At 66.2% G+C, this 24,638-nt stretch carries 21 protein-coding genes; 8 read left to right on the forward strand and 13 right to left on the reverse strand.

Annotation, left to right across the window (positions count from 1 at the left end):
* Positions 1-9 precede the first annotated feature (9 nt).
* The 4 genes from ABD05_RS09315 to ABD05_RS09330 all read left to right on the forward strand — a co-directional run bounded on the left by ABD05_RS09315 (position 10) and on the right by ABD05_RS09330 (position 5,882).
* Positions 10-453, forward strand: a complete 444-nt coding sequence (locus ABD05_RS09315; protein WP_047899867.1) for a thioredoxin family protein — start codon at positions 10-12, stop codon at positions 451-453.
* 147 nt (positions 454-600) lie between these two features.
* Positions 601-2,553: a molecular chaperone DnaK gene (dnaK, locus tag ABD05_RS09320; RefSeq protein WP_047899868.1), complete on the forward strand. Its 1,953-nt coding sequence runs from the start codon at positions 601-603 to the stop codon at positions 2,551-2,553.
* A gap of 265 nt (positions 2,554-2,818) precedes the next feature.
* Positions 2,819-3,955, forward strand: coding sequence for a molecular chaperone DnaJ (gene dnaJ, locus ABD05_RS09325; RefSeq protein WP_047899869.1), 1,137 nt, complete (start codon positions 2,819-2,821; stop codon positions 3,953-3,955).
* Positions 3,956-3,959: 4 nt separating this feature from the next.
* Complete coding sequence (locus tag ABD05_RS09330) at positions 3,960-5,882, forward strand: chorismate-binding protein (RefSeq protein ID WP_047899870.1); 1,923 nt, start codon at positions 3,960-3,962, stop codon at positions 5,880-5,882.
* Positions 5,883-6,031: 149 nt separating this feature from the next.
* On the opposite strand, the gene panB is transcribed toward ABD05_RS09330, so the two are convergent.
* The 6 genes from panB to hda are packed head-to-tail and all read right to left on the reverse strand — an operon-like array spanning position 6,032 to position 11,128.
* On the reverse strand, positions 6,032-6,847 hold the full coding sequence (gene panB, locus ABD05_RS09335) for a 3-methyl-2-oxobutanoate hydroxymethyltransferase (RefSeq protein WP_047899871.1): 816 nt from the start codon (positions 6,845-6,847) through the stop codon (positions 6,032-6,034).
* A 43-nt stretch (positions 6,848-6,890) separates the two neighbouring features.
* Complete coding sequence (locus ABD05_RS09340; RefSeq protein WP_047899872.1) at positions 6,891-7,577, reverse strand: deoxynucleoside kinase; 687 nt, start codon at positions 7,575-7,577, stop codon at positions 6,891-6,893.
* Positions 7,574-8,116: a 2-amino-4-hydroxy-6-hydroxymethyldihydropteridine diphosphokinase gene (gene folK, locus ABD05_RS09345; RefSeq protein ID WP_047899873.1), complete on the reverse strand. Its 543-nt coding sequence runs from the start codon at positions 8,114-8,116 to the stop codon at positions 7,574-7,576. Before folK ends, ABD05_RS09340 begins: the two co-directional genes overlap by 4 nt.
* 35 nt (positions 8,117-8,151) lie before the next feature.
* The gene (pcnB, locus tag ABD05_RS09350; RefSeq protein WP_047899874.1) at positions 8,152-9,693 is read right to left on the reverse strand and encodes a polynucleotide adenylyltransferase PcnB; all 1,542 of its coding nucleotides are present in this window, start codon (positions 9,691-9,693) and stop codon (positions 8,152-8,154) included.
* A gap of 5 nt (positions 9,694-9,698) precedes the next feature.
* Positions 9,699-10,376 (reverse strand): histidinol-phosphatase, encoded by a 678-nt coding sequence (locus ABD05_RS09355; RefSeq protein WP_047899875.1) that lies wholly within the window; start codon positions 10,374-10,376, stop codon positions 9,699-9,701.
* An 11-nt stretch (positions 10,377-10,387) separates the two neighbouring features.
* Complete coding sequence (hda, locus tag ABD05_RS09360; protein WP_279613270.1) at positions 10,388-11,128, reverse strand: DnaA regulatory inactivator Hda; 741 nt, start codon at positions 11,126-11,128, stop codon at positions 10,388-10,390.
* Positions 11,129-11,369: 241 nt separating this feature from the next.
* Between hda and purM the strand changes: the two genes are divergently transcribed.
* Together purM and ABD05_RS09370 are read left to right on the forward strand one after the other, a co-directional pair.
* Complete coding sequence (gene purM, locus ABD05_RS09365) at positions 11,370-12,425, forward strand: phosphoribosylformylglycinamidine cyclo-ligase (protein WP_047899877.1); 1,056 nt, start codon at positions 11,370-11,372, stop codon at positions 12,423-12,425.
* A 102-nt stretch (positions 12,426-12,527) separates the two neighbouring features.
* Entirely contained in the window at positions 12,528-12,923 is a 396-nt protein-coding gene (locus tag ABD05_RS09370) for a YybH family protein (RefSeq protein ID WP_047899878.1), read from the forward strand.
* A gap of 34 nt (positions 12,924-12,957) precedes the next feature.
* On the opposite strand, the gene tet(64) is transcribed toward ABD05_RS09370, so the two are convergent.
* Positions 12,958-14,151, reverse strand: coding sequence for a tetracycline efflux MFS transporter Tet(64) (gene tet(64), locus ABD05_RS09375; RefSeq protein WP_063847278.1), 1,194 nt, complete (start codon positions 14,149-14,151; stop codon positions 12,958-12,960).
* Between the two features lie 62 nt (positions 14,152-14,213).
* Between tet(64) and tetR the strand changes: the two genes are divergently transcribed.
* Complete coding sequence (tetR, locus tag ABD05_RS09380) at positions 14,214-14,846, forward strand: tetracycline resistance transcriptional repressor TetR (protein WP_047899879.1); 633 nt, start codon at positions 14,214-14,216, stop codon at positions 14,844-14,846.
* Between the two features lie 21 nt (positions 14,847-14,867).
* On the opposite strand, the gene miaA is transcribed toward tetR, so the two are convergent.
* Together miaA and mutL are read right to left on the reverse strand one after the other, a co-directional pair.
* Positions 14,868-15,842 carry a tRNA (adenosine(37)-N6)-dimethylallyltransferase MiaA gene (miaA, locus tag ABD05_RS09385; protein ID WP_047899880.1) on the reverse strand — a complete coding sequence of 325 codons (975 nt, stop codon included), beginning with the start codon at positions 15,840-15,842 and terminating at the stop codon, positions 14,868-14,870.
* Entirely contained in the window at positions 15,839-17,824 is a 1,986-nt protein-coding gene (gene mutL / locus ABD05_RS09390) for a DNA mismatch repair endonuclease MutL (RefSeq protein ID WP_047899881.1), read from the reverse strand. The genes miaA and mutL overlap by 4 nt, the downstream gene beginning before the upstream one ends.
* 174 nt (positions 17,825-17,998) lie before the next feature.
* On the opposite strand from mutL, the gene ABD05_RS09395 reads away from it, so the two are divergent.
* Entirely contained in the window at positions 17,999-18,682 is a 684-nt protein-coding gene (locus tag ABD05_RS09395) for a DedA family protein (protein ID WP_047899882.1), read from the forward strand.
* Positions 18,683-18,767: 85 nt separating this feature from the next.
* On the opposite strand, the gene ABD05_RS09400 is transcribed toward ABD05_RS09395, so the two are convergent.
* The 4 genes from ABD05_RS09400 to ABD05_RS09415 all read right to left on the reverse strand — a co-directional run bounded on the left by ABD05_RS09400 (position 18,768) and on the right by ABD05_RS09415 (position 24,484).
* Positions 18,768-19,580, reverse strand: coding sequence for a mechanosensitive ion channel family protein (locus tag ABD05_RS09400; RefSeq protein ID WP_047899883.1), 813 nt, complete (start codon positions 19,578-19,580; stop codon positions 18,768-18,770).
* 202 nt (positions 19,581-19,782) lie between these two features.
* Positions 19,783-21,210, reverse strand: a complete 1,428-nt coding sequence (locus ABD05_RS09405; RefSeq protein ID WP_047901142.1) for a mannose-1-phosphate guanylyltransferase/mannose-6-phosphate isomerase — start codon at positions 21,208-21,210, stop codon at positions 19,783-19,785.
* A 94-nt stretch (positions 21,211-21,304) separates the two neighbouring features.
* Entirely contained in the window at positions 21,305-23,329 is a 2,025-nt protein-coding gene (locus ABD05_RS09410) for a capsular polysaccharide biosynthesis protein (RefSeq protein WP_047899884.1), read from the reverse strand.
* 3 nt (positions 23,330-23,332) lie between these two features.
* Positions 23,333-24,484, reverse strand: a complete 1,152-nt coding sequence (locus ABD05_RS09415) for a glycosyltransferase family 4 protein (protein WP_047899885.1) — start codon at positions 24,482-24,484, stop codon at positions 23,333-23,335.
* Positions 24,485-24,638: the final 154 nt, after the last annotated feature.

Below are 24,638 nucleotides of genomic sequence, written 5' to 3' on the forward strand. Positions count from 1 at the left end.
GCAGCCGCGATGGTTTCCGCCGGCGTCGATCCGGCCGCGTTCGACGCGTTCGACATGCAGGCGCTCGCCGCCGACACGTTCGATGCGGGGATCGAAGGCGCGGGCGACGCGCTCGCGGTGGTGTTCTTCTGGGGCGTCGACTGCTTCAACTGCGAGATCGCGAAGAAGGCGATGCTCGCCCAGCCCGACGCGATCCGCGCGCTGGACCTGAAGTGGTTCCATTGCAACGTGTACGAACACCATCAGCTCGGGCATCGCTTCGGGCTGCACGGCGTGCCGACGTGGTTCTTCTTCCACCGCGGCAAGCGCCTCGGCCGCGCGACGGGCTGGCATGGTCTCGCGCAGTTCCAGGCGGCCGTTTCGGCGGCCCGCACGAAGATCGCGGCGGCGGCGAGCCATGAACCGGCGGCCGGCGATCCGGCGGCCGGCGATCCGGTAGCCGGCGGCGATTGAAAAAATTTAATATCCGCATCGCCTGTCGGGTCTTGAAAACGGACCGGACGGACGCATTTCGGGAACAGAGTTGAATTCTGGCGCGCGAAACCGCCAAAAAAGGCGGGGTTTCGCGCAGCAAACAGGCATTTCTGGAGATTAGGAAAAATGGGAAAGATCATCGGTATTGACCTCGGCACCACGAACTCGTGCGTTGCCATCATGGAAGGCAACCAGGTCAAGGTCATCGAGAACTCGGAAGGCACGCGCACCACGCCGTCGATCATCGCCTACATGGACGACAACGAAGTGCTCGTCGGCGCGCCGGCCAAGCGTCAATCGGTGACCAACCCGAAGAACACGCTGTTCGCGGTGAAGCGCCTGATCGGCCGCCGCTTCGAAGAGAAGGAAGTCCAGAAGGACATCGGCCTGATGCCGTACACCATCATCAAGGCCGACAACGGCGATGCATGGGTCGAGGCACATGGCGAAAAGCTCGCGCCGCCGCAGGTTTCGGCGGAAGTGCTGCGCAAGATGAAGAAGACGGCCGAAGACTACCTCGGCGAGCCGGTCACGGAAGCCGTGATCACGGTGCCGGCGTACTTCAACGACAGCCAGCGCCAGGCGACCAAGGACGCCGGCCGCATCGCGGGCCTCGAAGTCAAGCGGATCATCAACGAGCCGACGGCAGCCGCGCTCGCGTTCGGTCTCGACAAGGCCGAGAAGGGCGACCGCAAGATCGCCGTGTATGACCTCGGCGGCGGCACGTTCGACGTGTCGATCATCGAGATCGCGGACGTCGACGGCGAAATGCAGTTCGAAGTGCTGTCGACCAACGGCGACACGTTCCTCGGCGGCGAAGACTTCGACCAGCGCATCATCGATTACATCATCGGCGAGTTCAAGAAGGAGCAGGGCGTCGACCTGTCGAAGGACGTGCTCGCGCTGCAGCGCCTGAAGGAAGCCGCCGAAAAGGCGAAGATCGAGCTGTCGTCGAGCCAGCAGACCGAAATCAACCTGCCGTACATCACGGCGGACGCGTCGGGCCCGAAGCACTTGAACCTGAAGATCACCCGCGCGAAGCTGGAAGCGCTGGTGGAAGACCTCGTCGAGCGCACGATCGAACCGTGCCGCATCGCGATCAAGGACGCAGGCGTCAAGGTGTCGGACATCGACGACGTGATCCTGGTCGGCGGCCAGACCCGCATGCCGAAGGTGCTGGAGAAGGTGAAGGAGTTCTTCGGCAAGGATCCGCGCCGTGACGTGAACCCGGACGAAGCCGTCGCGGTTGGCGCGGCGATCCAGGGCCAGGTCCTGTCGGGCGACCGCACGGACGTGCTGCTGCTCGACGTGACCCCGCTGTCGCTCGGCATCGAGACGCTCGGCGGCGTGATGACGAAGATGATCAACAAGAACACGACGATCCCGACGAAGCACGCGCAAGTGTATTCGACGGCGGACGACAACCAGGGCGCCGTGACGATCAAGGTGTTCCAGGGCGAACGCGAAATGGCGGCAGGCAACAAGCTGCTCGGCGAGTTCAACCTCGAAGGCATCCCGCCGGCACCGCGCGGCGTGCCGCAGATCGAAGTGAGCTTCGACATCGACGCGAACGGCATTCTGCACGTCGGCGCGAAGGACAAGGCGACCGGCAAGGAAAACAGGATCACGATCAAGGCCAACTCGGGTCTGTCCGAGGCTGAAATCGACCAGATGATCAAGGACGCGGAAGCGAACGCAGCGGAAGACCACAAGCTGCGCGAGCTGGCCGATTCGCGCAACCAGGGCGACGCGCTGGTCCACAGCACGAAGAAGGCGCTCGCCGAGTACGGCGACAAGCTGGACGCGGGCGAGAAGGAAGCCATCGAAGCGTCGCTGAAGTCGCTCGAGGAGGCGCTGAAGGACACGTCGGCCGACAAGGCTGCGATCGACGCGAAGGTCGAGGAACTCGGCAAGGTTTCGCAGAAGCTCGGCGAGAAGATGTACGCCGACATGCAGGCCCAGCAGGCGGGTGCCGCCGGCGCGGCGGGTGCAGCGGAAGGCGCGGCCCAGGCGGGTGGCGCGCAGCAGGCTGCCGACGACGTCGTCGACGCCGAGTTCAAGGAAGTGAAGAAGGACTGAGCCGGGTTGCAATGGCACCGCATGCCGCGTGCGGAAACGCGCGCGGCGCGGCTGACAAGTGACTGAAAAGCGGTCTGTCTTTCCTTCCGGATGGCCGGATCGACTCCACGCCTGGCGGGCTTCGCGGCCCTCCGGGCACATTTGTTTTTTGGCGGGTGCTGCGCGAGCCGTCCGCGGACGGCGCAGCGCCAGACGAGTCGAGAGACTTTACTGCAGGCGAAAGGAGCCGCCGCGTGCGCGATGCGTGGCGGCACAGTGAATCGATATGGCGAAACGGGATTACTACGAGGTTCTGGGCGTCGCGAAGAATGCGGGCGACGACGAAATCAAGAAGGCATATCGCAAGCTTGCGATGAAGTATCACCCTGACCGCAATCCGGACAACAAGGATGCGGAAGAGCATTTCAAGGAGGTGAAGGAAGCCTATGAAATGCTGTCGGACAGCCAGAAGCGGGCCGCGTACGACCAGTACGGCCACGCGGGCGTCGATCCGAACATGGGCGGTGCGGGCGCACAGGGCTTCGGCGGCTTCGCGGACGCGTTCGGCGATATCTTCGGCGACATCTTCGGCCAGGCCGCGGGCGGTGCTGCGCGCGGCGGCCGCGGCGGCCCGCAGGTGTACCGCGGCGCCGACCTGCGCTACAGCATGGAAATCACGCTCGAGCAGGCCGCACACGGCTACGACACGCAGATCCGCGTGCCGAGCTGGGTGTCGTGCGAGGTCTGCCACGGGTCGGGCGCGAAGCCCGGCACGAAGCCGGAAACCTGCCCGACCTGTCACGGCCAGGGCACGGTGCGCATGTCGCAGGGCTTCTTCAGCATCCAGCAGACCTGCCCGAAGTGTCACGGCACGGGCACCTATATCCCTGAGCCGTGCGTGCACTGCCACGGGTCGGGCAAGGTGAAGGAAACCAAGACGCTCGAAGTGAAGATCCCGGCCGGGATCGACGACGGGATGCGGATCCGCTCGGCCGGCAACGGTGAGCCGGGCATCAACGGCGGGCCGCCGGGCGACCTGTACGTCGAGATCCACATCAAGCCGCACGCGGTGTTCGAGCGCGACGGCGACGATCTCCACTGCCAGATGCCGATCCCGTTCACGACCGCCGCGCTCGGCGGCGAGATCGAGGTGCCGACGCTGGCCGGCCGTGCGTCGTTCCCGGTGCCGGAAGGCACGCAGTCGGGCAAGACGTTCCGCCTGCGCGGCAAGGGCATCAAGGGGCTGCGTTCGAGCATCGCGGGCGATCTGTACGTCCATGTGCAGGTCGAGACGCCCGTGAAGCTGACCGACCAACAGCGCGAACTGCTCAAGCAGTTCGAGAAGTCGCTGGCCGAGGGCGGCGCGCGTCACAGCCCGCAGAGCAAGAGCTGGTTCGACCGGGTGAAGAGCTTCTTCGAGTAATGGCATGACTGAAGGCAGCGAGAGCGCGTCGTTCGCGCTCTTGGACGATTGCGACTCGACCGCGTCCACGCGGTCGAGTCGCTTGTATTCGGGTTTCGTGCACGAACGCGTGTGCACGGACCCGGCGCGGCTCGACGAAGTCGACGCGGCGGTTGCGCAGGACCTGCGCGACGGGCTGCACGCGGTGGTCGTCGGCGCTTACGAATTCGGACGCAACCTGCAACGGGCGCAGCCGGGCAATGCCCCGCTGCGCTTTTTGCTGTATGCGCGCTGCGAGCACTTGTCGCGCGATGAAGTCGACGCGTGGCTCGCGCAGCAGGACGGCGGCGGCTCGCCGTCGATCGCGGGCGTCGCGCATGTCGCGAAGAGCGTGTCGCGCGACGCGTTCGACGCGGCGATCGCCGCGGTGCACGACGCGCTGCGCGCGGGCGATTCGTACCAGATCAACTACACATACCGGCTGAATTTCGACGTATTCGGCACGCCACTCGCGCTGTACCGGCGGCTGCGCGCGCGCCAGCCCGTGCGTTATGGCGCGCTGATCGCGCTGCCCGGCGGCGCGTGGGTCGTGTCGTGCTCGCCGGAACTGTTCGTCGAGAAGCACGGCGACGTGCTGCGCGCACGGCCGATGAAGGGCACCGCGCCGCGATCGGCCGATCCCCGCGAAGATGCGGCCGCCGCCGCATTCCTCGCGAGCGATCCGAAGAACCGCGCGGAAAACGTGATGATCGTCGACCTGCTGCGCAACGACGTGTCGCGGATCGCGCGCACCGGTACGGTTCGCGTGCCCGCGCTGTTTTCCGTCGAGCCGTATGCGTCGGTGTGGCAGATGACGTCGACGGTCGAGGCCGGCTGGCGCGACGGCACGACGTTCGCGCAGATGCTGCGCGCGTTGTTTCCGTGTGGATCGATCACGGGTGCGCCGAAGCACATGACGATGCAGTTGATCGACGCGATCGAGTCGACGCCGCGCGGGCTCTATACGGGCGCGATCGGCTGGCTCGACGCGCCGAACGAAGGCGCCGGTTCCGATGCGCCCGGCAATCGCGCGGCCGGTTGCGGCGATTTCTGCCTGTCGGTCGCGATCCGCACGCTGACGCTCGATGCGGCCGGCGAAGGCGCGGCCGGCGCCGATACCGAAGCACGCGATCCGGCAACGGCAACCGCCGGCCGGCGCCGCGGCACGATGGGCGTCGGCGCGGGCATCGTGCTCGACAGCGTTGCGGCCGACGAATATGCGGAGTGCGAATTGAAAGCACGATTCCTGACGGATGCCGATCCCGGCTTCCAGTTATTCGAAACGACCGCCGCCACGCGTGCGGACGGCATCCGGCATCTCGAGCGCCATCTCGCACGGCTGCAGCGCAGCGCGGATGCGCTCGGTTTTCGCTTCGACGCCGATGCGTTGCGCCGCGAGATCGACGCGCGCTGCGCGGCGCTCGATGGCGACGGCGCTTACCGGATGAAGCTCTCGCTCGCGAAGGACGGCACGGTCGAGATCGTCGCGGCACCGCTCAAGCCGCTGCCGGCGGGCCCGGTCGGTGTGCTGCTGGCGTCCGCGCACGGTTTCGCGCCGACCCGCGCGAGCGATGCGCTGCTGCTGCACAAGACGACGCGCCGCGCCGAATACGATCGTGCGTGGCAGGCGGCGGAGGCGCTCGGCGGTTTCGACATGCTGTTCGTCAACGAGCGCGGCGAGGTGACGGAAGGCGGGCGCTCGAACCTGTTCGTGAAGCTCGACGGCCAGTGGGTGACGCCGCCGCTGGCGTCAGGCGTGCTGCCGGGCGTGATGCGCGGCGTGCTGCTCGATGACCGCGCGTTCGGTGCGACGGAGCGCGTCGTGACCTGCGACGATCTTGCACGCGCGCAGGCGCTGCTGCTGACCAATGCGTTGCGCGGCGCGCTCGATGCGGTATTGAAGCGATGAAGCGATGACGTGATGGATCGCGCGCAGCGCGTGTGCCGATGCCGCGAACCTTCACTCATGCAGCGTACCAACAAAAAGCGCGGCGCCCTTTGCGGGGGCGCCGCGCTTTTTCACATCCGGGTGCCGGCGAACTCGCCGCCGGCCTTGCGTCAGAACGAATGTTCCGGACCGGGGAACGAACCGTCCTTCACCGCGCGCACGTACGCTTCGACGGCCGCCTGGATGTTCGGCTGGCCCTGCATGAAATCCTTCACGAAGCGCGGCCGCTTGCCGGGGAAGATCCCGAGCATGTCGTGCAGCACGAGCACCTGCCCCGAGCAGTCCGTGCCCGCGCCGATGCCGATCGTCGGAACGCGCAGCATGTGCGTGACCTCGGCCCCGACGAGGGTCGGCACGGCCTCGAGCAGGACGACCTGCGCGCCGGCCGCTTCGACCGCGCGTGCATCGCGCAGCAGTTGCGCCGCGCCGGCCTCGGTCTTGCCCTGCACCTTGAAGCCGCCGAACGCGTGCACCGATTGCGGCGTGAGGCCCACGTGCGCACACACGGGCACCGCGCGCTCGACGAGGAAACGGATCGTGTCGGCGAGCCATTCGCCGCCTTCGAGCTTGATCATCTGCGCGCCCGCGCGCATCAGCGCGACGGCGCTCGCGAATGCCTCGGAAGGCGTGCCGTACGTGCCGAACGGCAGGTCGGCCATGATCAGCGCGCGCGGCTGCGCGCGTGCGACACAGGCGGTGTGATACGCGATGTCGTCGAGCGACACGGGCAGCGTGGTCGTGTGGCCCTGCAGCACGTTGCCGAGCGAATCGCCGATCAGCAGCACGTCGACGCCCGCGCGATCGAGCAGCGCGGCAAAGCTCGCGTCGTAGCACGTGAGCATCGCGATCTTCTCGCCGGCGTCGCGCATTGCCTGCAGCTTGGGCACCGTCACGGCAGGCCGGCTCGATTCCTGGAGATAGGTCATGGGAAATCCGGTTCGATGGGGGAAGAACGGCAGGCGGGACGCATCAGCGCGTCGTCTCGCCCTTGACGAAGAATTCCTTGCGGCCGCGCATCGTCTCGATGCGCTCGATCAGCAGCGCAAGATCTTCGGGGGAATCCAGCGGGTTCAGGTGTTCCGCGGCGACCGTCAGCACCGGCGTGCGGTCGTAGTGGTAGAAGAATTCGTTGTACGCATCGACGAGCGAGCGCAGGTACGCGTCGCTGATCTGCAGTTCCATCGGCAGCCCGCGCTTCTGGATGCGCGAGAACAGCACTTCGGGGCTCGCCTGTAGATACACGACGAGGTCGGGTGACGGCGCCTGCGGCACGTCCACGTGCGTCGCGATCGAGCGATAAAGCTGCCATTCGTCTTCCGGCAGGTTCAGCCGCGCGAAGATGTCGTTCTTCTGCGGCATGAAATCGGCGATGACGGGACGGCCGGTTTCGAGCGCGCCGACCAGCTCGCGCGCCTGCTGCGCGCGCTGCAGCGCGAACGACAGCTGTACGGGCAGCGCGTAGCGCGCGGTGTCGCGATAGAAGCGTTCGAGAAACGGGTTGTCCTGCGGGCGTTCGAGCAGCGCCTGCATCGACCAGCGCTCGCCGAGCAGGCGCGCGAGCGTCGTCTTGCCGACGCCGATCGGGCCTTCGATAACGAGATAGCGGTGCGGGGCGCGCAGGTCGGGCGCGGTGACGGTCAGCGGAGTAGGGTTCATCGGCAGCGGTTCTTGTCGGTGTCGTCGCCCGCGGCGAGCGCCTTCTGCATCAGGCACTGGCAGGTCTGCACCTTCTCGACGCGCTGGTCCGCGACGGCGGCGAGGAACGCATCGGCGCGGCCGCGCGCAGGGATGTCGAGCGCCGGATCGATCTCGACGAGCGGCACGAGCGCGAACGCTCGGTCGGTGAGGCGCGGGTGCGGGACGATCAGGTCGGGTTCGTCGATCGAGTCGGCGCCGAACAGCAGGATGTCGAGGTCGAGCGTGCGCGGCGCGTTGCGGTACGGGCGCTCGCGCCCGAAGTGATGTTCGATCTTCTGGCAGAGCGCGAGCAGCTCGCGAGCCGACAGCGTCGTGTCGAGCTTGACGGCGCAGTTGTAGTAATCGTCGCCGCCCGCTTCGAACGGCGCCGTGCGATACAGGCTCGACTTGCCGAGGATCGAGATGGTGCGCTGCTGTGCAAGGCACACCACCGCGTCCTTCAGGGTCTGGCGCGCATCGCCGAGATTCGCCCCCAGTCCGATATATGCAACCGTCATGGCATCACTTCCTACGTCGTTCGCCGGCGCGCGCGTCAGTCGTCGGAACCGTCCGCGGTGTCCGGTGCCTGCTCGGCGGCACCTTCACCCGGCTTGCGGTTTCGCGCACCGCCGCGGCGGCGCCGCTTGCGGGGCGATTTTTCCTTCGAGCCGCCCTGCGTGAGCAATGCCTCGCGGGCAGCCGCGTCGCCTTCGATGAAATCCGTCCACCACTGTCCGACTTCAGCATCGAGCTCGCCGGATTCGCAGCGTAACAGGAGGAAATCATACCCCGCTCTAAACCTTTGGTGTTCCAGCAGCCGCATCGCGCTGCGGCCCGAGCGTTTCTCGAGGCGCAACTGCAGGCCCCAGATCTCGCGCATGTCGGCCGAATAACGCTTGTGGATCGCGAGTTTCTCGGTCTGCATGTCGATCACGTCGTCCATCGCGCGATGGAGCGCCGGCACCGGAATCTCGCCTTCGGCCGTGTATTGCTCGAAGCGCTGGCGCATGTCGTGCCACAGCAGCGTCGCGAACAGGAAGCCCGGCGATACCGTCTTGCCGGCGCGCACGCGCGCGTCGGTGTTGTTCAGCGCGAGCGTGATGAACTTCTCGCCCTGCGGCTGTTCGAGCACGACGTCGAGGAGCGGCAGCAGCCCGTGGTGCAGGCCTTCCTTGCGCAACTGCTTCAGGCACGCGAGCGCGTGGCCCGACAGCAGCAGCTTCAGCATTTCGTCGAACAGGCGCGCGGCCGGCACGTTGTTGATCAGGTCGGCCAGCGCGTTGATCGGCTCGCGCGTGTGCGGCTCGATCTCGAAGCCGAGCTTCGCCGCGAAGCGCACGACGCGCAGCATCCGCACCGGATCCTCGCGGAAGCGCGTGGCCGGGTCGCCGATCATCCGCAGCAGGCGGGCGCGCATGTCGGCCATCCCGTCGTGGTAGTCGAGCACCGTCTGCGTCGACGGGTCGTAGTACATCGCGTTGATCGTGAAGTCGCGGCGCGCCGCATCTTCGTGCTGCTCGCCCCACACGTTGTCGCGCAGCACGCGGCCGCTCGCGTCGACCGCGTGCGTGCGGCGATCGAGTTCGTCGCGCTTCAGGCGCTTCGGCGGCTCGGCCGATGCGGCAGCCTCGGGCGGCGCGTCGACCAGCGCGCGGAACGTCGACACCTCGATCAGTTCCTGGCCGAACTGCACGTGGACGATCTGGAAGCGGCGGCCGATCAGGCGCGCACGGCGGAACAGGCGCTGAACTTCGGTCGGCGTCGCGTCGGTCGCGACGTCGAAGTCCTTCGGCGCGATGCCGAGCAGCAGGTCGCGAACCGCGCCGCCGACGATGAACGCGCGAAAGCCTGCCTGCTGCAGCGTGTCGGTCACGCGCACGGCATTCCTCGAGATCAGCGACGGATCGATCTGGTGCACGCTGGCCGGCACGACGGTCGGCTCATGGTTGCTGCGCGGCTTCTTCGCGCCGCCGCCGCGTGCGCTTTTCGCGGCGCGCGGGGCAGCAGGGGCCGCTTCGTCGGCCGGAGCCGCTTCGGGGGGCGTTTGCTGGGCTTCGTCCTGGCCGAGCAGCTTGCGAATAAATTTTTTGATCACGACGTTCAGAATAGATCGAGGATACGCCAGCCGCGGGTGCTTGCATGCGCACGCAGCGTGTCGTCAGGGTTGGTCGCGATCGGGTCGGTGACTTTCTCGAGCAGCGGGATGTCGTTGTGCGAGTCGCTGTAGAAGTAGCTGTGCGCGAAGTCGTCCCAGTGCTTGCCGAGCGACGCGAGCCATGCTTCGGTACGCACGATCTTGCCTTCGCGATAGCTCGGCGTGCCGGTCGGCCGGCCCGTGTACGGCGAATCGGGATGCCCGTCGGTCGTTTCGACCTCGCACGCGATCAGCGTATCGACGCCGAACGCGGTCGCGATCGGGCGCGTGATGAATTCGTTGGTCGCCGTCACGACGCAGCACAGGTCGCCCGCATCGAGATGCTGGCGCACGAGTTCGAGCGCGGCGGGCGTCATCGCGGGCCGGATCACCTCGTGCATGTACTGCTCGTGCCATTCGGCGAGTTGCGCGCGCGAATACTTCGCGAGCGGCGTGAGCATCGCCGTGAGGTACGCGTGGATGTCGAGCTTGCCGGCCTTGTAGTCGGCGAAGAACTGATCGTTCTGACGCGAGAAGCTTTCCGCGTCGACGATGCCGAGCTTCACCATGAAGCGGCCCCATTCGTGGTCGCTATCGGTCGGGATCAGCGTGTGATCGAGGTCAAAGAGTGCCAGATTAGTCATGGAAGCGCATTTTACTCGAAGCGGTTCGGGCCCGTGCCCGGTGGTGTGATGTCGTCGCCGGGACGCGCGAGCATCCGGCGCAGGAGCGGCAGCGTGACGGCGCGTTTCTGCTCGAGCGAGAAGCGGTCGAGCGCGTCGAGCAGCGCCATCAGGCTCGGCATGTCGCGGCGGAAATGGGTCAGCAGGTAGGCGGCGATATCGTCGGTGAGCGCGATTCCGCGCTCCTTCGCCGCGAGCTTGAGCACGGCGATCTTGCCGGCGTCGGATGGCGGCGACAGGTGGAACACGAGCCCCCAGCCGAGGCGCGTGCGCAGATCCTCGCGCACGTCGAGCGCGAGCGGTGCCGCGGGGCCTGCCGCGACGAACGCGCTCGACGGATGCGCGCGCACCTCGTTGAACAGGTTGAACAGCGCGACCTGCTGCGTGTCGGTCATCCGGTCGCAGTCGTCGATCGCGTAGATGCCGATGCGCGGGTCGAACGTGAACGCGCCGAGCGGGCTCTGCGGCGTCAGGTAGCGCGCATAGCCGTACGACGCGTCGCTCACGAGCGCTTGCAGCAGGTGGGTGCGGCCGCTGCCGGGTTCGCCCCAGATGTAGAACGACCGGTCCGGCACGGGGCCCGCCGCGAGCGCGAGGTCGAGCTTCTGCAGCCGCGTGATGAGCTCGTCGTTCTCCTCGCTCATGATGAAGTTGTCGAACGTGGCGGGCGGCGGCGTGCCGAGATCGAGCGTCAGTTGACGGGACACAGTCACAATGCGGGTCGGTTGAAAATACGCGTGCCGTACGCCGGGCACGCGCCGGGGACTGCCACTCCGTGGGTTGCACGCGCGACCGCACGCACGGCGGCGCGCGGGTTTCGGCGCGGCTCGCTGGGCGATGAAAACGGGGACGTGTTGACCAAGATGCAATCCCTGACGATTCGGTGCTGGGAATTCCGGCCAACGGGCCGGCTTCGGGTAAAATCGCATTTTACCGACCTTCTCGCATTCCCCCATGAATCCTCCGAAATCCGCTCCTGACGCCCAGGGTCTGTCCTATCGCGACGCAGGCGTCGACATCGACGCAGGCGACGCGCTCATCGACAAGATCAAGCCTTTTGCGAAGAAAACCCTGCGCGACGGCGTGCTCGGCGGCATCGGCGGGTTCGGCGCGCTGTTCGAAGTGCCGAAGAAGTATCGCGAGCCCGTGCTCGTGTCGGGCACCGACGGCGTCGGCACCAAGCTCAAGCTGGCGTTTCATCTGAACAAACACGACACCGTCGGCCAGGATCTGGTCGCGATGAGCGTGAACGACATCCTCGTGCAGGGCGCCGAGCCGCTGTTCTTCCTCGACTACTTCGCGTGCGGCAAGCTCGACGTCGACACGGCCGCCACGGTCGTCAAGGGCATCGCGCAGGGCTGCGAACTGTCGGGCTGCGCGCTGATCGGCGGCGAAACGGCCGAAATGCCGGGCATGTACCCGGACGGCGAATACGACCTGGCCGGCTTCGCGGTCGGCGCGGTCGAGAAGAGCAAGATCATCGACGGCAGCACGATCGCCGAAGGCGACGTGGTGCTGGGCCTCGCATCGAGCGGCATCCACTCGAACGGCTTCTCGCTCGTGCGCAAGATCATCGAGCGCGCGAACCCCGACCTGTCGGCCGATTTCCACGGCCGCTCGCTCGCCGACGCGCTGATGGCGCCGACCCGCATCTACGTGAAGCCGCTGCTCGCGCTGATGCAGAAGCTGTCGGTGAAGGGCATGGCGCACATCACGGGCGGCGGTCTCGTCGAGAACATTCCGCGCGTGCTGCGCGAAGGCCTCACCGCCGAGCTCGACCAGAAGGCCTGGCCGCTGCCGCCGCTGTTCAAGTGGCTGCAGGAGCACGGCGGCGTCGCCGACGCGGAAATGCACCGCGTGTTCAACTGCGGGATCGGCATGGCCGTGATCGTCGCGGCGGCCGATGCCGACGCAGCGATCGCCGACCTGACCGCCGCCGGCGAACAGGTGTGGAAGATCGGCACCGTGCGTGCGACCCGCGAAGGCGAGGCGCAGACGGTCGTGGTCTGACGCACCGCCCGCAGCAGATGCAGCAGGGAAAGCCGCCCGGAGTCGATCCGGGCGGCTTTTTTTTCGGGCGCCGCGCGCGGCGCCGATGAAGGAGGGACGACGATGACCGAAGACGAACGCGCGATCCGCGAGCTCGTGGAAAACTGGTTCGTATCGAGCCGGCGCGGCGATCTGGCGACCGTGCTCGACCTGATCGCCGACGACGCGATCTTCATGGTGGCCGGCAAGCCGCCGTTCGACAAGGCGGCGTTCGCGGCCGCGTCGCGTGAAGCGAACGCGGGTGCGGAGCATGCACCGAAGGTCGACGGCCGCTACCGGATCGACGAGCTGCGCGTGATCGGCGACTGGGCGTACATGCGCAATTTCCTCGAGATCGACGCGACGCCGCCGGGCGGCGAAACGATCCGCCGCTCGGGCCATACGCTGACGATCTTCCGCAAGGCCGACGGCCGCTGGCAGCTCGTGCGCGATGCGAATCTCGTGACGCTCGCGCACTGAGCGCGGCGATGTGCGCGGCGGTGCCCGCCGTTGCTCAGGCGGACGGCCGCGGCGCGCCCGCCGGACGCGCGCCGGCCAGCAACGGCGGCACGAGCAGATAGAGCAGCGCGGCGGCAGCCCATACGAGCCCCGGCCAGGTCGCGCGGGTCGCCGCATAGGTCGCGGTGACGACCAGCGGGCCCGCCACGCCGATCAGGCTGGCTACGCTCGTGAGCGTGCCCTGCAGTTCGCCCTGGCGCGCATCGTCGACCTGCCGAGCGAGCATCGCCTGCAGCGCCGGCAGCGTCATACCGCCGGCCGCGAACAGCGGCAGCAGCGCGAACGGCACCCATGCGGACGCCGCGAACGCGATCGCCGCGAGCCCGAGCGCGTCGCCCGCAAGCCCCAGCGCGAGCGCGCGGCGCTCGCCGAGCCGTGCGATCAGCGGCCCGATCGCGAACGCCTGCGCGAGCGCATGGCACGCGCCGTAACCCGCGAGCGACAGCCCCGCGACCGGCGTCGACCAGCCGAAATGCTCCTGGCCGTACAGGATCCACAACGTCGCGGGCGCCTGCGACACCAGCGCGACGATCACGTAGATGCCGATCAGCGGCACGAGCGCGGGTGCGCCGCTCAGCCGGCGCAGGCTCGCGAACGGGTTGAGTGCGACGACCGCGCGGCCTTCGCGGGCCGACCGCGGCCGCGATTCCGGCAGCGCGCGCCACACGAGCGCGAGATTCAGCGCATTGAGCAGCGCGGCCGCGACGAACGGCGCGCGCAGGTGCAGCGCGCCGAGCAGCCCGCCGATCAGCGGGCCCGCGATGAAGCCGATGCCCATCATCGCGCCGAGCTGGCCGAAGCGCCGTGCGCGGTCGGGTTCGGCCGTGACGTCGGTGACGTACGCGGTCGCGACCGCGACGTTCGCGCCCGTGATGCCCGCGATCAGCCGCCCCACGTAAAGCCAGGCGAGCGTCGGAGCGAGCGCCATCAGCAGGTAGTCGAGCGCGGCGCCGGCGAGCGACACGAGCAACACGGGCCGGCGGCCGAAACGGTCGCTCAGCGCGCCGAGCAGCGGTGCGCACAGGAATTGCGCGAACGCGTACAGCGCAAGCAGTACGCCATAGTGCGTGTCGATGTTGCCCGCGCCGGCGAGCGAGCGCAGCAGCCCGGGCAGGATCGGCATCACGATCCCGACGCCGATCGCGTCGAGCAGGACCGTGGCCAGGATGGCAATCAGGGACGGATTCAAGAGGATGACTCTATCGGTGATAGAGTGGTGATTATTCCATGGTTTCCCTATCGGTGATAGAGATGAAGGACACAGGGGCGCGGCTAACGCGCGACACGGTATTGCGCGCGGCGCTCGAACTGCTCGACGAGGTCGGTATCGACGGGCTGTCGACGCGGCGGCTCGCCGAGCGGCTCGGCGTGCAGTCGCCGACGCTTTACTGGCATTTCAAGAACAAGGCCGAGCTGCTCGACGCGATGGCCGAAGCGATCATGCTCGAGCGGCACGACGCGTCGCTGCCGCGGCCGGGCGAAGCATGGGATGCGTGGCTCGTCGACAATGCGCGCAGTTTCCGCCGCGCGCTGCTGGCCTACAGAGACGGCGCGCGCCTGCATGCCGGCACGCGGCCGCGTGCGCTGCATTTCAGTTCGATCGAACGCAAGGTCGCGCTGCTCGGCGATGCGGGCTTCGCGCCGGATGAAGCGGTCGACGTGATGTATGCGCTCGGTCGCTTCGTGGTCGGATGGGTGCTGGAAGAGCAGGCGGAGCCGGCCGGCGGAGCCGATGCACCGCTGCCGGACGCGGCCGAGTATCCGCTGCTCGCGAAGGGCTGGGCCGCGCTGCGCGAGCGGGGCGGCGACGAAGCGTTCGAGCGCGGCGTCGCGCTGATCGTCGATGGCGCCCGCGCGCATCTGGCAGCGCGCCGGCGCGGCTGACGCGGGCAGCCGACGGCCCGCTCAGCCCGGCGCGCGGCCGTCGAGTATGCGTTCGAGCGCGTCGAGCGCGCGGGCCGTCGAATCCGGCACGATGCAGTCGACGACGATCCGCTCAGGCATCGCGCGCAGCCACGTGAGCTGGCGCTTGCAGAGCTGGCGTGTCGCGAAGATCCCCTTGTCGCGCATCGTCCGGTAGTCGGTGTCGCCGTCGAGGAATTCCCACGCCTGCCGGTAGCCGACGCAGCGCATCGACGGCAGGTCGGGATGGAGATCGTCGCGACGGCGCAGCCGTTCGACTTCGTCGATGAAGCCCGCGTCGAGCATCGCGTCGAAGCGCTGCGCGATCCGTGCGTGCAGTACCGCGCGATCCGACGGTTCGAGCGCGACCGGCACGAAGCGGTACGCGGCTGCCGCATCGTCCGCGCGCCGCGGCGCGGCAAGCAGCGCCGACATCGGCCGCCCGCTCAGCATGAAGATTTCAAGCGCGCGCTGGATCCGCTGCGAATCGTTCGGCGCGAGCCGCGCGGCCGTGTCGGGATCGACCTGCGCGAGCCGCGCGTGCAGCGCGGGCCAGCCGTCGCGCGCGGCGTCGGCGTCGAGTTTCGCGCGCACGTCCGGGTCGGCGCCCGGCAGGTCGTTGAGCCCTTGCGTCAGCGCCTTGTAGTACAGCATCGTGCCGCCCGCGAGCAGCGGCGTGCGGCCGCGCGCAGTGATCTCGCCGATCAGGCGCAGCGTGTCCGCGCGGAATTCCGCGGCCGAATACGCGTCAGCCGGATCGATGATGTCGATCAGGTGATGCGGCACGCTCGCGCGCTCTTCGCGAGTCGGTTTCGCGGTGCCGATATCCATGTCGCGGTAGACGAGCGCCGAATCGACGCTGACGATCTCGATCGGGCGGCGCGCGGCGAGCGCCAGCGCCGCGGCCGTCTTGCCCGAAGCGGTGGGGCCGAGCAGGCAGGCGATCGTCGTCGGGGTGGAGGGCGGCGCCGCGCTCATTGGCCGCGCATGAACAGGCGGTCGAGATCGTTCAGCGTGAGCTGATACCACGTCGGCCGGCCGTGATTGCACTGGTCCGCGCGTTCGGTCGCCTCCATCTGGCGCAGCAGCGCGTTCATCTCGTCGAGCGTCAGGCGCCGGTTCGCGCGCACCGCGTGGTGGCACGCGAGCGTGCCGAGCAGTTCGTGCTGGCGCTCGGTGAGCACGCGCGAGCCGCCGAACGCGTGCAGGTCGGCGAGTACCGCGCGCGCGAGCGACTGCAGGTCGGCATCCTTCAGCAGCGCCGGCACCGCGCGGATCGCGAGCGTCGTCGGCGACAGCACCGCGAGATCGAAGCCGAGCGATTCGAGCGTGTCGCGCTCTTCCTCGACCGTGCCGATCTCGACCGGCGTGGCCGTCATCGACACCGGCAGCAGCAGCGACTGCACGGCGACCGAGCGATCGGCGAGCGCGTTCTTGAACTGTTCGTACAGGATCCGCTCGTGCGCCGCGTGCATGTCGACGATCACGAGACCGTGCGCGTTCTGCGCGAGCACGTAGATGCCGTGGATCTGGCCGAGCGCGAAGCCGAGCGGCTGCTCGTCGTGCGTGGTGGCGGCGATCGGTGATGCGGTGAAGCCCGGCAGCGGCGCGCCCGGCGCGTCGGCCGAATCGCGGGCGAAGGTCGTCGTTCCATCCGGCGTGCCCGCGCCGGTATCCTTGCGGCCGAACAGCGCGTCGTAGAGCGCGAGCGGCTGCGCGACGGGCAGCGTGCCCTGCGTCATCCGTGCCTGGCGCATCCAGGTGTTGCCCGCCGACGATGACGACGACGGCGACGAGAAGCCGCTGCCGCCGGTGGCCTGGCCGTGGCCCTGGCCGAGCGGCGTGTCCAGGAACGATGCGGGCCCGCGCGGCGCGGGTTCGAGATGCGCGGCGTGACCGCCCGCGGTGGTTTCCGGCGACGCGCCCGCGTGGCGCGCGAGCGCGCGCTGGACCGCGTGGAACACGTACTGGTGGATCGAGCGCGAATCGCGGAAGCGCACCTCGATCTTCGACGGATGCACGTTCACGTCGACGGCTTCGGGCGGCAGGTCGAGGAACAGCACGTACGACGGGTAGCGGTCGCCGTGCAGCACGTCCTCGTAGGCCGCGCGCACCGCGTGCGTCAGCAGCTTGTCGCGCACGAAGCGGCCGTTGACGAAGAAATACTGCTGGTCGGCGCGCCCGCGGCTTGCGGTCGGCAGGCCTGCGCAACCGTAGACGGCGAGCGGGCCGGCCTGCTCGTCGAGCGGCAGGTGCGCGGTCGCGAAGCTGTCGCCGAGGATCTTCGCGACGCGCTGCGCGGGCTCGGTCGCGTTCCAGTGCTCGACGGCCTTGCCGTTGTGCAGCACCGAGATCGCGACGTCCGGCCGCGCGAGCGCCGCGCGTCGGATCATTTCCAGGCAGTGGCCGAACTCCGTCTGCTCGCTCTTCAGGAACTTGCGCCGCGCGGGCGTGTTGAAGTACAGCTCGCGTACCTCGATCGTCGTGCCGGTCGAGCCCGCGGCGGGCGACAGCACGCCCGTCTGCGCATCGATCTTCATCGCATGCGCGGCATCGGCCGTCCGGCTCGTGATCGACATCTCGGCGACCGACGCGATCGACGCGAGCGCTTCGCCGCGGAACCCGAGCGTCGCAACCGCCTCGAGCTCCTCGAGCGAACGGATCTTGCTGGTGGCATGGCGCATCAGCGCGAGCGCCAGTTCGTCGGGCGGAATCCCGCAACCGTCGTCGGTGATCGAGATGCGCTTGACGCCGCCTTCTTCCAGCACGATGCGCAGCGTCGTCGCGCCGGCGTCCATCGCGTTCTCGAGCAGTTCCTTGACGACCGACGCCGGGCGTTCGACGACCTCGCCCGCGGCGATCTGGCTGATCAGCTGGTCGGGCAGGGGCTGGATCGCGCGCAGCGGGCGCGGAGCGGGGGCGGGCGCGGCGCCCGCTGCCGTTTCGGTGATATCGGACATGGCCGAATTATAGCGAGGCGGCGGATGCGTGCCGGGGCGACCGGCGGTTACGTTTTTTCACGGAGCCTTAAGGTAGTTTCGGTATCATGGGTCCGTCACGCGCGCCGGCCTTGACCGGCGGGCGCTTCCGCCTGTTCTGGCCGTTCCGGCCCTTACGCCTTCGAGGAACCGCATTTGGAAACGCTGCTTCATTTCGTCAATCTCGTCCTGCATATCGACGCATTCCTCGGCGATTTCATCCGGCAGTACGGCGCATGGGTCTATCTCGTGCTGTTCCTGATCGTGTTCTGCGAGACGGGGCTCGTCGTGTTCCCGTTCCTGCCCGGCGATTCGCTGCTGTTCATCGGCGGCGCGTTCGCGGCGACCGGCGAAATGAACGTCGGCATGCTGATCGTGCTGTTGCTCGTCGCGGCGATCTCCGGCAACACCGTGAACTACCTGATCGGCCGCTGGGTCGGCCCGAAGGTGTTCAATACCCATATCCCGGTGCTCGAGCGTTTCCTCGATCGCACCGCGCTGCAGAAGACCCACTCGTTCTACGACAAGCACGGCGGCAAGACGATCGTGCTCGCGCGTTTCATCCCGGTCGTGCGCACGTTCGCGCCGTTCGTCGCGGGTGCGTCGTCGATGAGCGCCACGCGCTTCCAGCTCTTCAACGTGATCGGCGCGCTGGTCTGGGTGCTGCTGCTCGTGCTGCTCGGCTATTTCTTCGGCAACATCCCGTTCATCCGCCAATACCTGAACGTGATCGTGCTGGTCGGGATCGGCGCGGCGATCGTGCCGGTCGCGCTCGGCGCCGTGTGGAAGCTCGTGCGCGGGCGACAGTCGGACCATGCGCAGAAGACGGGCGGGCGCTGAGCGGGGGCGCTTCGCTTCCTTTTCGGTGCAATAAAAAAGCGTGGCAATTTGAATTGCCACGCTTTTTTTTCGTCCGGCGCCGCCGTTATGCGTTGCGATGCGCGACCGGCGTTTCGGGCGTCGGGTATTGCGCGTCGCGGAACGTGTCGAGGATCACGCGGTTGGTGTCGCAGTACACCTGCCAGTAGTTCTCGGGCGCCGTGGACGGGCGCACGAACAGCAACGGGCCTTCCGGCGTGAACTGGAACACGCCGACGTCCGGCGCCGGGTTGGTCAGCACGTTCGGGATCTGCTGGATCGACGCCTTCAGGCGGTTGATCGCATCGACCGCATCGACGCCGTTCGCGATCTTCGCAGTCAGGTCGACGCGGCGGTGCGACGTCGCGCTGTAGTTCGCGATGTTGTCCGAGAAGATCTTGTTGTTGCCGACGATCGTCACGATGTTGTCGGGCGTGATGATCGTCGTGCCGAACAGGCCGAGCTCCTTCACCGTGCCGGTGACGCCGCCCGCGTTGATCACGTCGCCGATCTTGAACGGGCGCAGCACCTGCATGAACACGCCGGCGGCGAAGTGCGCGAGCAGGCCGCCCCAGGCCGTGCCGATCGCGAGGCCGAGGCCGGCGAGCAGCGCGGCGAACGAGGTCGTCTGTACGCCGAAGATCTGCAGGATCGCGAGGATCAGCAGGACCGTCAGCAGCACGCTGACGACGGAGGTCAGGTAGTCGGTGAGCGTCGGGTCGACCTTGCCGCTGCGGCGTACGACCTTGCCGAGCAGGCGCGCGGCGATGCGGATCGCCCAGCGGCCGACGAACCACAATACGATCGCTGCGAGGAGGTTGAGGCCGAAGTCGAGGCCGCGGGTCATCAGGAATTGCTGGGCGGTGGCGAGATCGATCATGCGTTCTCCGAAGTCAAGGGTAAAAAAGGGCGGCGCATGCACCGGGACTGGTGGCGCTTTTATAACCTGACCTGTGCGGGACGGGCAACCTGCCTTACGTTGCTTGACGTAATGAAAAACGGGCAGGACGCGTGTGCGTACTGCCCGTCAGTGGGTGTCGGATTGGGGCCGGAGGTGGCGCGCGATCCGGAAATTGCCGTGGTTACGACGCTGCGCGACCGTAGGTGTCTTCGAAGCGGACGATGTCGTCCTCACCGAGATACGCGCCCGACTGGACTTCGATCAGTTCGAGCGGGATCTTGCCGGGGTTCGTCAGCCGGTGTGTCGCGCCGAGCGGGATGTAGGTCGACTGGTTTTCGGTCAGCATGATTTCCTTGTCGCCGTTCGTGACCGTCGCCGTGCCCTTTACAACGATCCAGTGTTCGGCACGGTGGTGGTGCATCTGGAGGCTCAGTTGCGCGCCGGGGTTCACGATGATGCGCTTGACCTGGAAGCGGTCGCCCTGGTCGATGCCTTCGTAGGAGCCCCATGGGCGGACGACGCGGCGATGCGTGACCGATTCGTGGCGGCCGGAGGCATTCAGCCACTCGACGATTTTCTTGACGTCCTGGGCCTTGTCGCGATGCGCGACCAGCACGGCGTCGGCGGTTTCCACGATAACGATGTTGTCGAGACCGAGGGCCGCGACCATTCGGTGTTCTGCGCGGATGTACGAGTTCTTCACCGCGTCGGTAAAGATGTCACCGATAAGTGCATTGCCCTGCTCGTCGGCGTCCGCGATTTCCGCAAGCGCGCTCCATGACCCGATGTCGTTCCAGCCGAGGTCTGCCGCCGCGACGACAGCGGCGCGTTCGGTCTTTTCCATCACCGCATAGTCGATCGACACATTGGGGCTGGCCGCGAACACGTCCGCATCGAGACGGAGGAAGTCGTTGTCCCGCTTGGCGGATTCGAACGCGAGTTCTGCCTGACGAGCGATCTCCGGTGCATGGCGATGCAATTCCTCCATGTACGTGGACGCCTTCAGCATGAACATGCCGCTGTTCCAGTAGTAATTGCCGTCGCTGAGGAAGCGCTCGGCCGTCGGGGCGTCGGGCTTTTCGACAAACGCGTCGACCTTGTAGACCTGCTTGCCGTCGGCGATGGCCGGGCCACGGCGGATATAGCCGAAACCGGTGTGTGCTTCCGTTGGCGTGATGCCGAACGTGACGAGGTGCTGGTCTGCAGCGATGGCCGCCGCCTCGCTGGCTGCGGCGATGAATGCCGGTTCGTTGAGGATGACGTGGTCCGACGGCAGCACCAGCAGCAGCGCGTCGGGCGAGTCGTGCAATGCAAGCAGCGCGGCGATCGCGATCGCGGGCGCGGTGTTGCGGCCGACCGGCTCAAGCACGATCGACGATGGCGTGATGTTGACCTGACGGAGTTGTTCCGCGACCAGGAAGCGCTGATCGTTGTTGGTGACGATGATGGGGGCCGCGGCACCTGGAATGTGTTGAAGGCGGGAGGCGGTCTGCTGGACGAGCGTCTGTTCGCCCGTCAGCTTCAGGTATTGCTTCGGATAGCCGCCGCGCGACATGGGCCAAAGGCGGGTGCCGCTGCCGCCGCACAGAATTACCGGGTAGATGTTCATCATTGCCTCAGATTGAAAAGCTCTCAGTGCCGGCGATTAATGACGCGAGCCGACTATTCTTGACTACTTTAAATATGCCAATTCTTAACAATGTTTAATACGTGAAGTCGTCGTCATTCCCGTTGTTTTTTTGTCTGCTTTGCCACACTGCGTAGCGAAATGCGTTGCGCGTCCAACGTAGCGCCTTTATAAGCGGGCGTGTGCGGTTGCCCCGGATCTTGTCGAGCGGCCGCGCAGCAGGAAGGGCCAGTTGGTGGACGACTGCTTCCGGCGTCGTGAATATGCCGAGCTTCCAGTCCCAATACACCGGGTACCGCAAAAGGACTCCCGCCGCTAGCATATCGAGTGTCAACCGACGTTTGCGCCAGGGCTGCACCAGCATGTCATGCGTCAGGCCCCAGCCGGCATAAAAGGGTAATCCATAAGTGAAGACTGCCTTGTTTCGCAGTAACGCATCGAATCCTGAAAGCGATGAAAGAGTGTGAATCTCGTCCGCTGCCTCGATAAGCGACAGCAAGTCGGCGTCGCTGTCGATCACGTCGGCTAGCCCCGACACATCGATGACCCCGTTGCGATTTCCGGACAACACGTCCGGGTGAGGCTTATAGACGATGAATGCATGAGGTCGGCGTGCACGGACCTCACGCAATAGCGCATCGGCCGTGCAAAGCCCCTGCGTGCCGAGTCGAATGGATGCATCGTCGGCAACCTGTCCTGGCACCAGCACGACCTGCCTGTCAGATGGCGCTTGCCACGCAGGGGGGCGACGGCCCAGATTGTATTTGGTGATGCCGAGTCGGACGAGTTGCTCTCGCAGTACGGCCGCCCGGGCAAGTTCTGCGTCGCTGAATTCGGTCTCATTGAGTAGTATGGTCAGATCGCTCGGCTGGCGTGCGTCGAAATATAGGCCGCGTCGGTCGAGTACGTGGCTGTACGGCGCGCTCATGTCGGAACCGAGTCCCAGCGAATGAATGAATCCATCTTCGATGCGCACATGCGGGACGTTTGGCGCGATGTTCTCCGTGGGCCGTGCGCCCCACAGCGCAACGCATTCGCCTGTTCGCACGCTTTCCAACTCCTGCGTCCACCGAAGCCTGCCACCGCCTGCCGTGAGAAAGGGGGTTGCGAACGGCCGCTTCCAGCGCTGAAAGCGGATCGCGACGACTGATTGAAGGTCAGTGAACCGTTGCGCCACTTCATGTTGCAATTCGATGCTGTCGAGTACGGATTCAAGCGGGCCGTGTGCGAGAGTAGATGGATCTAGGTAACGGACGAATCGCAGAAAGACCACATCGAACAATGCGGCGAGCGTCGGTCGCGCGCGTCGGCTCGGCAATCCCGCATGGTCGTGCGTAAGTCCCCAGCCTGCGTAATAGGGTGTTCCGAAGACATGAGTTGGAACGTCGGCGAGCAGTCCACAAATGCCCTCAGATGCTTCGACAACGAAAACACGTTCGACGTGGCGCAGTGCTTCGGCGAGTGAATACGGCGGAGTCAGGAGACGGATGTTGGCCGGCAGGGAGGAGGATGCGGATAGCCAAGGGCCTGAGCCCGGATCACCGCTGCGGATCAGCCAGAATTCCGCATCCGGATGAGCCGCGCATGCTGCTTGGATCATTGAAGCAAAGGCCTTGGATCGCGCTGTCGCCGACGCGTGAATATTCGTTGCAGACGTGTTCCGTTCGTCGATGAGGAGTATGTGAGATGGATTACGCGGTGTCTCGAGCGAAACGGGATGGCGCCTGTCTCGACCGCATTGATGAAGCGCGTCCGTGCTCAGCACCCGTGTCATCAACTGGATGATTCCAGGTTTTTTTCCGGCCGATGGGTCGGCCAATAGCGCCTGATCGAGTGCGGATATGAGCGCATGTGGCCCGCACGCAGTAGATGGCAGGCTGAACCACGAGCGCAACGGGGTGCCAGGTATGGCAGGTGCCGCAATCGGGCCGGGCCACGCGAGTTGCGTCGCGATTCCGGTTGTACGGGCGATGTACAGAGTGATGCGGCCGCTCCAATGGTCGAGCCACACGCAGTTCGAGCGCCGCGAGAGCACGCTCGCGAGGCGCGACCCACGGATTACACTGCGTACATCGAATGGACGCGCTGCGGATTGGTTCATGACTTACTGTAGCGAAACAATGAAGCGATCGACCGCGTCGAAATGAGACGCCCATGTGGGCGCTCGAAAATGCGTAATGCGCTCAAGTTGGGCGTCGCGTTCCGCACTATTCGCTTGAGAGTACGCTTGAATGCGGTCGAGCCATGCGGGGCCGTTCAGGGGATCAAGATAATCCGGCACGTCCGTCGCGATCTCGCGAAATACGTCGAGGTCGCTTGCCAAGACCGGAATGCGTGACTCAAGGGCTTCGACGAGCGGCATGCCGTAGCCTTCGACGAAGGACGGGAAAAGCAGCGCGCGTGCGTGTTGTAGCCAGGCGTGCAACTCGTCGTCGGAACAGTTGGACTGTTCGATGACGATCCCCCGCAGTGGTGCGCTGCGCTCAAGCATGTCGACCACATTTTCGCACTCCCAGCCACGCCGGCCGATAACAACAAGCTTCGGAGCCTGATCGCCGAGTTGCTCGACAAGTCGGCGCCACACATGCAGCATGAACCAATGATTCTTGCGCGGCTCGATGGTGCCAAGCATGACGAAATACGGGGTTGCGAGAGGGGCAGTGAGGGCCGGTTGTGGTGTGGTGCCGCTGGCGAGCGGTGCGACGACGCTCGGTGGCAGGGCAATTCCGGCCTTCACGGCCTCGGCGGCGAGAGCGTCAAGCGTTCCCCGCGAGTTCGCAATGAGCCCGTCTGCGTGACGTAGTGCCGTATGGATTCGCTTACGATGAGTGCTGTCGACGCCGGGGCGGCTATATTCCGCGTGTGTCAGCGGAATCAGATCATGGACCATGAATATCGCGCGCCCGTTTCTTCTTTGCATTGCCTTGTAGTAGCGCGGAAACTCCATACCGGTATGGCTCGTATGCAATAGTGTCGAATCGACGTGGGGTGCACGACGCGTTCCATTGAGCCAAGCGCGCGCTAGCAGGCTGACGATTGAATGCCGTTCTGGACGCTGTGATAGCAACATCGCAAACGTTTTCTGTGAGTCGCGCTCTGTCAGAATTACAGAGAAGCCCTGGTTACTCAGGACGCAGCGAGCCTCATCGCCATACCGTCGAATATAGGCAAGGCCGACGCGGTCGACACCCGTCGGGAGCAGGCCTTCATAGCATCTGCGTGTCAGCCGTGTGACGTCTAGGAGAATTTGTGTCACGAAGAATCGATCTGTCAATGAATGAGGGCGCGAACCGAATCCAGACGCGGAAGCGCGGAAAGCTGGATTGTCGATCAAGTTGTGCGTACGGCCCGTTTCATTTCAGAGTGATTGGCGGGCAAATAATACCGAAATATTCTATTGCATCTTCGAA

It is taken from the genome of Burkholderia pyrrocinia (genome assembly GCF_001028665.1).
GTDB classification, from domain to species: domain Bacteria; phylum Pseudomonadota; class Gammaproteobacteria; order Burkholderiales; family Burkholderiaceae; genus Burkholderia; species Burkholderia pyrrocinia.